The sequence below is a fragment of the Pseudomonas anguilliseptica genome, from assembly GCF_900105355.1.
Classification (GTDB): domain Bacteria; phylum Pseudomonadota; class Gammaproteobacteria; order Pseudomonadales; family Pseudomonadaceae; genus Aquipseudomonas; species Aquipseudomonas anguilliseptica.
This window is the reverse complement of record NZ_FNSC01000001.1, coordinates 1,413,070-1,424,711: the sequence shown is the minus strand read 5'-3', so window position 1 is coordinate 1,424,711 and position 11,642 is coordinate 1,413,070. Positions and strand designations below refer to the sequence as shown.

Genomic DNA, 11,642 nt, shown 5'->3' with positions numbered 1-11,642 from the left:
CTTGGGCGAAGCGTCTAGCTCGCGTATGCTGCGCCGACGTTTAGGCAACCACTATAAGAAAATCGCCTATGACCGCATCGACTTCATCCGCTGGCGCCAACGGCTTCAAGCCGACTTCCGGGCGGGAAGTGGCTCAGCTATTCGCCACAGACATCGCCGCCGAACGCACCCGCATGCTCTACCAGGGCTCGCAGGTGCCGACCCTGTTTATGCTGCTCAGCGGCGTGGTGTGTGCCTTCCTGTTATGGAGTGGGCTGCCACATGCATTGCTGATCGGTTGGTCGATCTGGCTGGTGGTCCTCGCCGTGCTGCGCCTGGTGCAGGTGCGCGCCTTCAACAATGCCTTGCCCAGCCGTCAGGCCGAACGCCATTGGCGTCGTCTATTTCTGCTCGGCGCAGGAGCTTCCGGGTTGACCTTGGCGTTTGCCGCCATCGCCCTGGTGCCGGCGGATGTGTTCTACCTGCAGGCAGTGGTCTATGGCCTGATTGCTGCGGCGATTCTCTCGGCCAGCGTGGCCTATGCCATCAGCTTTACCGCCTTCCTCAGTTTTGCCTTGCCTTGCCCTGCCTGCTGCCTTCGGTGGGCTATCTGCTGCTCAGTGATAACCCGCTGCAGCGCGGCTGGGGCCTGCTCGGCAGTATTCTGCTGCTGGCCTTGCTGGTGGTGGCCTGGCAGGTCAATCGGCTGGTGCAGCGCAGCCTGCTGCAGCGTTTTCATAACCAGGCGCTGATCAGCAACCTGGAGCACGCCAAGATGCAGGCCGAAGGGCTTAATGGCGAGCTGGCGCATGAGGTGGAACAGCGCCGCCGCGCCGAGCGCGAATTGCGCCTGGCCCATGGCGAGCTGGAAATGCGTGTGGCCGAGCGCACCCTGGAACTGGATGAAACCACCTACGCCCTGAGCAAGAGCCGCGCGCGCCTGACCCTGGCCATCGAAGCCAGCGAACTGGGTCTGTGGGACTGGGACCTGCAGAGCGATGAAGTGCATCACTCGCGCCTCAAGGAAATCTTCGGCCTGGAGCCGGACGAGGTAAAGGTGATGCTGCGTGACCTCAAGCCGCGCCTGCACCCCGATGATCTGCCGGTACTACGCCGCGCGCTGGTCGAGCATATGAAGGGGCGCAGCGACGACTATCAGGTCGAGTACCGTATCAAGCACGCGGCTGGCCACTGGGTATGGATTGAAGACCGTGGTCGTGCGGTCGAGCGCGACGCCGAGGGTCGCGTGCTGCGCATGCTCGGCACCCGCCGCGACATCAGCGCGCGCAAGGTGCAGGAGCAGCAGCAACAGCTGGCCGCCACGGTGTTCGAGGCTGCCAGTGAAGGCATCGTGATTCTCGACCCGGACTACCGTCTGCTGTCGGTCAACCAGGCCTTCAGCGACGTCACCGGTTATCGCCAGGACGAAGTGGTCGGCAAAAGTGTGATCAGCCTGATCAGCAGCGGCGACAGCCGCCGGCAGTACCAGCTGATTCGCCTGGAGCTGGAGCACAGTGGCACCTGGCGCGGCGAATTGATCGAAACGCGCAAGAACGGCGAGCTGTATCCGCAGTGGCTGCAGCTCAATGTGGTGCGCGATGCGCGGGGCAGTGTCAGCCATATCGTAGGCTTCTTCGCCGATCTGTCGTCGCGCCGCGAGGCCGAAGAGCGCCTGCGCTACCTGTCGCATTACGATGAGCTGACCGGTCTGGCCAACCGCAGCCTGTTCAAGGAGCGCCTGCATGAGGCCAGTCAGCGCGCGCGACAGGGCGGACGCAGCATTGCCCTGCTGCATGTCGACCTGGACCGCTTCAAGCTGCTTAACGACAGCCTCGGCCATGAAGTGGCCGACCAGCTGCTGCGTCAGGTCAGCCGCCGTCTGACCCAGGCCGTGCCGGAGGCCGATACCCTGGCGCGCCTGTCCGGTGACGAATTCGCCATCCTTATCGATTCCTACGGCAGCCTCTCCAGCCTGGCGCGCCTGGCCAGCCGTCTGCTGAGCAAGCTGCGCGTGCCGATGACGGTGGGCGGCCATGAGCTGGTGGTCAGCGCCTCCCTGGGCATAAGCCTGCTACCGGACAATGCGCGGGAGATTTCCGCCCTGGTCAGCCAGGCCAATATGGCCATGCAGCACGCCAAGCATCTGGGCGGCAACACCTTCCAGTTCTTCACCGACAACCTGCAGGCCTGCACCCTGGAGCGCCTGCAGCTGGAAAACCAGCTGCGCAAAGGCATCAACGAAGGCCAACTGGAAGTGTTCTACCAGCCCAAGCTGTGCCTGGCCTCCGACAGCCTCAACGCCGCCGAGGCACTGGTGCGTTGGCGCCACCCGGAACTGGGCCTGGTGCCGCCGAGCGACTTTATCGGCCTGGCCGAAGAAACCGGACTGATCGGCGCCATCGGCGAATTCGTTCTGCGTCAGGCCTGCCTGCAGGCGCGCGCCTGGCAGGAGCAGGGTCTGGCGCAGATTCGCGTATCGGTGAACCTCTCGGTGCATCAGCTGCGTCAGGGCAACCTGCTCAGCCTGGTGCGCCAGGTGCTCGATGAAACCGGCCTGGCCCCGCAGTTCCTTGAGCTGGAGCTGACCGAAAGCCAGCTGCTGGACAACGTCGAAAGCGTGATCAGCACCTTCCAGCAATTGCGCGAGCTGGGCGTCAAACTGGCAATCGATGATTTCGGCACCGGCTATTCTTCGCTCAGCTACCTCAAGCGCTTCCCGGTGGATTACGTGAAGATCGACCAGACCTTTATCCGCGACCTCACCCCCGGCAGCGAAGACGCCGCCATCACCCGCGCGATCATCGCCATGGCCCACAGCCTGGAGCTCAAGGTGGTCGCCGAGGGCGTGGAAACCCAGGCGCAGATGGACTTCCTCAAGAGCCAGCGCTGCGACGAGATCCAGGGCTACCTGATCAGTAAACCGGTGCCGGTCGAGCAGTTCGCCCAGTTGCTGCGCGAGCAGGCCGGCAGTTTGTCGACTTAAGGTCTGCGGCGAGCGAGTTCTTTTGCAGCGCCTGGACACTTGATGCGAACAGGTGTCTGTCATCATCTAATTGAAAGTGGTTCTCAATAAAAATAAGATGCCGCTTCCTTTCGCCCAAGACCAGGATATCCGCTTGTCGGACTTGGACATCAAAGGCCTGTTCCAGCAACACGCCAAAACCCTGCAGAACTTTCTGTTGCGCAAGAGCCGCGACCCGCAGCTGGCTGCCGATCTGACTCAGGAGAGTTTTCTACGACTGGTTGCGCAAGGGGGCGGCGAAGGGATCGATAATTCTCCGGCCTATCTCTACCGTACGGCGAGCAACTTGCTGATTGATCACCAGCGCCAACAAATGCGCCGCAGAACCGACCTGGTGTCCCATGACATGCTGGCCGATATCGAAAGTCAGGACACTAGTCTGGAGGATCGGACCGCAGCATTGCAGCAGGTCGAGCGTATGCAGTGGGCTCTGGCCGAGTTACCAGAGCGTACGCAACAGATCTTCCAGCTGAACCGGGTCGATGGCTTGACCCATGCCCAGGTGGCCTGTGAGCTGGGCATTTCCGACAGTTCCGTGCAGAAGCACCTGGCCAAGGCATTGGCCCATGTGATGGAGCGGTTGGCCGAGGTTCAGGACGGAAGATGAACGATGTATTACGGACTATCAGTGGCTCGAACGTCATAACTTTTATAGCGATAATCGAGAGTTAAACGTGATTAGTCACGACCTGCAGAATCAGCAGATTCGCCAGGACGCTGCCGAGTGGGCGGTACGCCTGGATGGCGCGTGCCTTGACGATGAGCAACAGCGCCTGCTGCAGCAGTGGTTGCAGGCGGACTCTCGACACGCTCCCGCCTTGGCGCTGGCCCAGCAGACCTGGGTAGCGCTGGCCAACCTGCCGCAGCCTGTGCGTAGCCCGCAGCGCCGCAGCGTGCCGGTTGCCGCTGCACTGCCGATACGCCGCCAGCGTCCCAGATTGCGGCGGTGACTGGCCAGTGCCAGCCTGGTGTTGCTGGTGGCGGTGATCGGGCTGTTGCAGGGGCCGCAATGGCTGCTGCCGTTACAGGCCGATCACTACACCGCGCGAGGTGAGGTGCGCAGTTTTGTGTTGCCCGATGGCAGCGAGGCGATTCTCGACAGCCACAGCGCCATTGGCCTGAACTACTCAGCCGATACCCGCCAGGTTGAATTGCTGGCAGGGTCTGCGGTTTTTCAGGTCGCACCGCTGAATCAGCGTGAGCCCAGGCCTTTTGTCGTGACCAGTGCAGGCGGGCGTGCCCAGGCATTGGGTACGCGTTTTGTGGTCGGCCGCGAAGACGCTGAGCAGGCCTGGGTGGGCGTGCTGGAACATCGGGTTGCCGTTAGCGCGGGAGGCGAGCCGCTGGTACTCGAGGCGGGTGATAGCGTGCGTTACGATCATACTGGCATCGAGCGGCAGCAGCTCGACCTGCGCCGTGCTACCAGTTGGCAGCGCGGTTTGCTGGTATTCGATCGGGTGCCGTTGGCGCAGGTGATCGAAGAACTCAATCGCTACCGCCAGGGGCGTATTCTGCTCACCAACGCGCAATTGGGTCAGCGGCAGGTGAGCGGCGTGTTTCGCCTCGACTCATTGGATGATGCGTTGGCCACGCTGACTGCAGAGCTGCATGTTCAGCGCACCGATTTGCCGCTGCTCAGCCTGATTTACTGAGCTCTCCGAGCCTGCTGGCGATAGCCGCATAGGTACGACTGAAAAAATCTGCAAAAAACCTTACTGAGTTTCCCTGGGTTGGGCGTCTTTATCGAGAGTGATTTTTATTCTCAATAAAAAGATGCAGCATAACCAGGGAGTAACAGCAATGGGCTACTGCAGTAGGCTCCAGTCCGTACGGCTGGCTGGCGGCTTGGTATTGGGTATGACGCTGGCGTTAGCCAGCAGCATGACTGTCGGGGGGCAGTCGGTTGAGCCCGGTGGCCAGGTGACTGCCATCCGCCAGGTGGATTTCGATATTGCCGCTCAGGCGCTGGATAGGGCAGCGCTGGCTTTTGCCGAGCAGGCAGGCATCCAGGTGTTCTTCGACAGCGAGCGTTTGCAGGGGCTGCAAGCGTCGCCTCTGCGTGGTCGCTATCTACTTGATGAGGGCTTGCAGCAACTGTTGCGCGGTGTACCGGTTGATTATCGCTTCACGGGGCCTGCTCAGGTCACGCTGACGCGTCGCGCAGAAGGTGATGTCACTCTGCAGCTGTCACCCACGACGGTACGGGGCAGCGTCTATCGGAGCGTGAGAGGATCTTTCGACGGGCCAGTTCGGCGGACCTGGTTGAGCGCGAAACCATCGAGAAACTGCCACCGCGGCATGCCGCCGATCTCTTTGTCGGCACGCCGGGCGTGCAGGTGGCCGAAGACCGGCGCAACCCAGGAGTGGCCGTAAACGTGCGCGGCCTGCAGGATTTTGGCCGGGTCAACATGATGATCGACGGTGCCCGGCAGAACTATCAGCAGAGTGGCCACGGGGCCAATGGTCAGGCGTATGTCTACCCTGAGCTGCTGCGTTCCGTGGAAATCGAGAAAGGGCCCAATTCCGGAGTCGGTGGAGCCGGTGTAATCGGTGGCATGGTCAATTTCCGTACTATCGAGGCGGCTGACCTGCTGACCGATGGTCGTAGTATCGGCGGTCAGATCAACGCTTCCAGCGGCTTTGGTGGTTACCGCAACGGCATGCATTTTTCTGGCAGCGCCGCCGTGGGGGTGAATGCGCTCGATCGCTACGACCTGCTACTGGCGCTCGGCAGCAAAAGTCTGGGGCAGTTCGAGCCAGGTCGGCGTGGTGAGTTCGCCCCAGACGGTGATGGCACTGCCATGCGCAAGTGGGTGACCCAGTTCACCCGTCAGGACCAGGACAGCCGCCTGGCCAAGCTAGGTGTCAATCTCAGCGAAGATCAGCGCGTGCAGTTGGGCTATACCGAACTCAAGGCGGATTTCGAAAGCAGTTCGGCCAGCGATATGCGCAGTTTTGACGAAGTGACTAGTCGGACCTGGGTGCTGGATCACAACTGGAGCCCGGCCAGCGATCTGCTTGATCTGCAAACCAAGCTGAGTTACGCCGAGGTGGTCAACCAGCACGAACGCCCGGCGCGAGGCACTTATGGTGCCTTCGATGTGCGTTATCAGACCAACACCCTGGGTGCCAGCCTGGCCAACACCAGCCGCTTTACTCTGGGTGATGCGCACCTGAGCTGGAACTATGGTGGCGAGTACTACTACGACTGGACCGATCCTGAAGCCACTCAGGCCAAGCGTCAGCCCGACGAAGAGGACTATACCGCCGCGTTCGATGGTGCCACGCCGAAAGGCGAACGCTGGCTGGGCAGTCTGTTCAGTCAGGTGCGAATGGAGTATGCGCACTGGCTGGAAGCCAATGTCGGTCTGCGTTACGACTATTACCACCTGTGGGGCGACAGCTCTTACTACATGGGTAAAGGCCGTGGCCGGCTGATGACCGAAATCCCATTCTGCAACACGCCGTTCGGGCAGGGTATGGAACTCTGCTACACGCAGAAGGATGTCTATCAGGACATCGCTGCCGAACAGCGTCAGGGGCAGTTTTCGCCGACTCTCGGCCTGGCGGTCAAACCTATCGAGGCGGTGCAACTGTTCGCCAATTTTGGCAAGGGTTGGCGGCCACCGGCGATCACCGAAACCCTGATGCATGGCGTGCACGTGGGTGGCTTTGGAGCACCGTTCACGCCCAACCCGGAGCTTGCTCCCGAACGATCGACCAACTGGGAGGTAGGCGGCAACCTGCTGCTCGACGACCTGATCGTCACGGGCGACAAGTTGCGCGGCAAGCTCGCCTACTACAGCAACAAGGTTGACGATTATGTGGTCAACGGTGTGGTTGTCTATCCCTCACTGACGGGCCAGGGATTGCCCTGGCTGGGGGTCAACCAGCCGCATACGGTGGCGTCGGGTTGGGTCAATCTGACCATGCCGGTACGTTTCCGCGGTTATGAAGCCAGCCTGGATTACGACAGTGGCGGCTTCTATCTGAAGGGCAGTTACACCCGCACTGATCTGCATTACTTGGGTGACTACGACCCGCTGCAGCGTGGTGCCCACCCCCTGTTTCGCGGCGAACTGGCCAGGGACGGTATTCCCGGCAAGGAATCGCTGTTCTTCGTCGCCCCGGCTCGCCATCGAGCCGCTCTGGACAGCGGTGTTCGGTTATTCGAACAGAGCCTGACCCTCGGTGGCCGCGTTCGTTACAACTCCGCCACCCGTGGTGCCAGCGGGCCTACCGCTGAGCTGGAATTCACCAGCGCACGGATCTACGACCTGTATGCCTCCTATGAGGCAACCGACGCGCTGACCCTGCGCCTGTCGGTGGAGAACCTGCGTGACAGCCTCTATGCCACGCCGTTGGGCCTGGGTGGTGTGCGAGTGGGTGCCGGGCGTACCAGCGTGGCCAGCGTGAACCTGAAATTCTGAGGGCAATCACGTCTTCAGAGGAGCCCAGGACGGGCTCTCCAACATGCGGCCTGACGGCCGTTGGGCGCCACGTGGAAAGGACTCCGTGTAGCGCATAACTCAGCTCATCAAGGAGTGCGACACATGGCAATTTCAATACAGCTCAACAGCGCAGTGGGCAAGGACCTGAGCTTTGCCGGTTATCTGGCCGACTATCAGTCCAGCTTCGCGGCCAGCTCCGGTCAGTGGGGTGGTTTCAACAGCTGGAACCCCTTTGCCACCAGCGGCAGTCAGTACGCCCAGGGTGAGGGTTCGGTGTTCAATTCGGGTAATACCGACCTGCAAGGTTTTATCGCTGGTGGCGATCTGCAGTACACCTTGTTCAGCGCTCCGTCCCACACCTTCTACGGCACCCTGAACACCCTGGAGTTCGGTCACGGCCTGCAAGGCGTTTCGCCGCGCAGTTTCGTCCAGTCGGACATCGTCATCAGCAACCTGGGCCTGAGTTCGGCCAAGAGCGAAGGGCGCGCTGGTGACGTGCATGAAATCGTTTATGGCCTGATGAAACCACAGGACAGTGCCAGCGGTGGCATCAGCCATCTTCTGGATTACCTCAACAGCAACCAGTTGAACCTGGTTGCCGGTGCCGGTAACGACACCCTGCAGGGTTACAGCCAGAACGACGTGCTGACTGGCGGCACTGGCGTCGACACCTTCTATTTCGGTCTGTATGGCAGTGCCACCAGTTTCGGCAATGACACCGTCAGCGACTATGCCGCCGGCGAGAAGATCCAGGTGTCCAACGCGATCTATGCCGACTACAGCGCCTTTAGCAGCGCAGGTGGCAGCGTCAGTGAGTCGGCCGGCAACACCATCATCGACACCAATGGTCACGGCACTATCACCCTTGCCGGGGTGACCAGCTTCGACCTGGCCGATCTGCAGTTCGTTTGATGCAAAAAGCGGACGCAAGATCGCTCTTGCATCCGCTCCACAACAACACCGTCACGGCCTTTGCTTGCAGGCCGGGTCGTGACGGTCAGAAATTTTGCAAGGTGCCCCTGGGGGCGTCAATCGCCGCCGCCAGGCGGTAGTCATAGGCAGGTCGTAAATGAGCCATCCACCTCGCAGGCCGGGCAATGAAATCATTGCCGCGCTCGCTCTGTTCCGCTCCAGCCTGTGCAGCGTAGGGCTATTCACCGCCGTGGTGAATCTGCTGATGCTGGCCCCGGCGCTATACATGCTGCAGGTTTACGATCGGGTGCTGGCCTCCGGCAACGGTATGACGTTGTTGATGCTCACGTTGATGACGCTGGGGTTGCTGGTATTCATGGGATCGCTTGAGTTCGTCCGCAGTCTGGTGGTGATTCGCATCGGCAGCCAACTCGATCTGCAACTCAACCAGCGGGTCTACAACGCGGCGTTCGAGGCCAGCCTGAAGAGTGGTGAGCAGACCACCGGGCAGGCGTTCAACGACCTTGCCCAGCTGCGCCAGTTTGTTACCGGGCCGTCATTGTTCGCTCTGTTCGACGCGCCCTGGTTTCCCATCTACCTGGCGGTGATCTTTCTCTTCGACACCTGGTTGGGGCTGTTCGCCCTGGCGGGCTCGATCCTGCTGCTGGCGTTGGCCTGGCTGAATGAGCGGGTGTCTGCTGCGCCTCTGGCCGAAGCCAGCCGACAATCTATCCGCTGTGCCCAGCAGGCCAGCGGCACGTTGCGCAATGCCGAAGTCATTGAGTCCATGGGCATGCTTGGGGCTTTGCGCGAGCGCTGGTTCGCCGGGCACGGTGAGTTCCTGCGGCGGCAGGGGCAGGCCAGCGAACGCACGGCGCTGGTCGCTGCGGCGGCCAAGATCGCCCGGGTGGCGCTGCAGTCGTTGGTGCTGGGGCTGGGTGCCTGGCTGGTGCTGGAGCAGCGGATCAGTCCGGGCATGATGATCGCCGGCTCGATTCTGATGGGGCGGGTGCTGGCTCCTCTGGATCAACTGATCGGGGCCTGGAAACACTGGGCTGAGGCCCGCCTGGCGTTCCAGCGTCTCAGCGCGCTGCTCAGCAATCATCCACAGCGGCCGGTGGGCATGCCCTTGCCGCTGCCCCGTGGTCAGCTCGCGGTGGACGGCATCAGTGCCTGTGCCCCGGGTAGCCGTCAGCCGGTGTTGAGCGGGCTGGGCTTTACCCTGCCGGCGGGCGACACATTGGGGATTGTCGGGGCGTCTGGTTCGGGCAAGTCCAGCCTGGCGCGTTTGCTGGTCGGTGCCTGGGTGCCGCAGTTGGGCAAGGTCCGGCTCGATGGTGCGGATCTGCAGGGTTGGGATCGCACCCAGCTGGGCGCACATATCGGTTATCTGCCGCAGGACGTGCAGCTGTTCGCCGGCAGCGTGGCGGAGAACATCGCGCGTTTCGCCGAGGTGGACGCCGAAAAGGTGGTGGCCGCCGCGCGTATGGCCGGCGTGCACGAATTGATCCTGCGCTTGCCGCAAGGCTACGACACTGTGCTAGGCGAGGGTGGTGCCGGCCTTTCCGGAGGGCAGAAGCAGCGCGTTGGCCTGGCACGCGCGCTCTATGGACTGCCGGCGCTGGTGGTGCTGGATGAGCCCAATGCCAATCTGGATGAAGAGGGTGAACAGGCACTGCTTGATGCCATCGCCCAGCTCAAACGCCTCAAGCGCACGCTGGTGCTGGTCAGTCACAAGCCCACATTGTTGGAGGTTGCTGATCAGTTGCTGATTCTGCGCGGTGGCCGCGCCCTGGCGTTTGGCCCGGCAGCCAGGGTTTTGCAGGACATGCCGCTCAGCAAGAAATCTGCGGCAACCCCTCGTACTGCTGTAGCTAGAGCGCCCGTGACGGCTTTCAGTCTCAACTACCAACTGGATACGGCGCAACGCTGATGGCCAAGATAGCTCTACACAGTGCACTAACCCATTCCCAGGGGGGGCCGAGTCGGTTCGTCATCTCGATGAGCGTCGCCACACCCGTCTCGGGCACTGGCTGGTGTTGCTCGGGTTTGGTGGTTTTCTGGTCTGGGCCGCTCTGGCCCCACTGGACAAAGGGGTGGCGTTGTCCGGCTCGCTGGTGGTGGCCGGCAATCGCCAGGCGGTGCAGCACCCCGGCGGCGGGGTAATCGAGCGCATTCTGGTGCGCGATGGCGAGCAGGTACAGGCTGGCCAGTTACTGGTGCAGGTTGACGCAACGCTGGCCTATGCCCAGCAGCAGTCCCTACTGGCGCAATATGTGGCGGCCCGCGCCAGTGAAGCGCGGCTCACTGCCGAGCAGGAGGGCGCGCAGCAGATAGCCTTTGCTGAAGACGTGTTCGCCCGTCGCAGTGAGCCCGGGGTGGAGGCGGCCCTGACGCTGCAGCGACACCTGCTGGACAGCCGTCGCCAAGCGCTGCGCATGGAGTTGGATGCCCTGGCGCAGAACGTCGCCGGGGCCGAAGCGCGGCTGCAGGGGTTGCGCCAGGCGCTGAGCCACCAGCAGGAGCAGAGCGCCAGCCTGCAACAGCAGTTGCACAGCCTGCGCGAACTGGCTCGTGATGGTTACATTCCACGCAACCGGCTGCTGGAGCAGGAACGCCTTTACGCCCAGCTGAACAGTGCAATTGCCGAGGGCATTGGCAGTATTGGCCAGTTACAGCGTCAGACACTGGAGCTCAACCTGCGTCGTAGTCAGCGCCAGGAGGAATACCGCAAGGAGGTGGCACAGCAACTGAGCGATATGCGTCTACAGGCTGAAGACCTCGGGCAGCGCCTGCGCAGCGCCGAGTTCGACCTGGCCAACAGCCAAATTCGTGCGCCGACCAGCGGTACTGTTGTGGCTTTAAGCGTATTTACCGAAGGAGGGGTGATCGCCCCCGGCCAGCAACTGATGGAGATCGTCCCGCGTGACAGGCCCTTGCTGGTTGATGCGCGAGCCCCGGTAAGCCTGGTGGACCAGCTCAAGCCGGGACTGGAGGTCGAGCTGATGTTCGTCGCGTTCAACCAGAGCAGCACACCGCGGGTCACTGGCGAGGTCAGCCTGGTATCGGCTGATCGGCTGCTCGATGAGCAAACCGGGCAGCCCTATTACCAAGTACGCGCTCGTGTCAGTGATGAAGGCACGCGACAGCTTGATGGGCTGGTCTTGCGCCCCGGCATGCCAGTGGAAGCCTTTGTCCGTACCGGTGAGCGCTCGTTGTTGAACTACCTGTTCAAACCCCTGCTGGATCGTGGCCACATGGCCATGGTGGAGGAGTGA

Annotated in this window: 6 protein-coding genes and 2 pseudogenes; all 8 read left to right on the top strand. The window is 62.0% G+C overall.

All coding sequences use genetic code 11. From position 1 onward, the window contains the following. Window positions 1–68: 68 nt before the first annotated feature. Window positions 69–2,962 (top strand): annotated as a pseudogene (locus BLW24_RS06960) (EAL domain-containing protein). Window positions 2,963–3,095: 133 nt separating this feature from the next. Next, window positions 3,096–3,608 carry an RNA polymerase sigma factor gene (locus BLW24_RS06955; protein ID WP_090387645.1) on the top strand — a complete coding sequence of 171 codons (513 nt, stop codon included), beginning with the start codon at window positions 3,096–3,098 and terminating at the stop codon, window positions 3,606–3,608. A gap of 67 nt (window positions 3,609–3,675) precedes the next feature. After that, window positions 3,676–4,653: pseudogene (locus BLW24_RS06950) on the top strand (FecR family protein). Window positions 4,654–4,750: 97 nt separating this feature from the next. Continuing rightward, window positions 4,751–5,374, top strand: coding sequence for an STN domain-containing protein (locus BLW24_RS26405; protein ID WP_244161098.1), 624 nt, complete (start codon window positions 4,751–4,753; stop codon window positions 5,372–5,374). Further along, complete coding sequence (locus BLW24_RS06945) at window positions 5,260–7,431, top strand: TonB-dependent hemoglobin/transferrin/lactoferrin family receptor (protein WP_338062096.1); 2,172 nt, start codon at window positions 5,260–5,262, stop codon at window positions 7,429–7,431. Before BLW24_RS26405 ends, BLW24_RS06945 begins: the two co-directional genes overlap by 115 nt. A 123-nt stretch (window positions 7,432–7,554) precedes the next feature. Next, window positions 7,555–8,364 carry a heme acquisition protein HasA gene (locus BLW24_RS06940; RefSeq protein ID WP_090378411.1) on the top strand — a complete coding sequence of 270 codons (810 nt, stop codon included), beginning with the start codon at window positions 7,555–7,557 and terminating at the stop codon, window positions 8,362–8,364. A gap of 157 nt (window positions 8,365–8,521) precedes the next feature. Next, window positions 8,522–10,297, top strand: coding sequence for a type I secretion system permease/ATPase (locus BLW24_RS06935; RefSeq protein WP_090378408.1), 1,776 nt, complete (start codon window positions 8,522–8,524; stop codon window positions 10,295–10,297). Continuing rightward, complete coding sequence (locus tag BLW24_RS06930; protein ID WP_090378405.1) at window positions 10,281–11,642, top strand: HlyD family type I secretion periplasmic adaptor subunit; 1,362 nt, start codon at window positions 10,281–10,283, stop codon at window positions 11,640–11,642. The genes BLW24_RS06935 and BLW24_RS06930 overlap by 17 nt, the downstream gene beginning before the upstream one ends.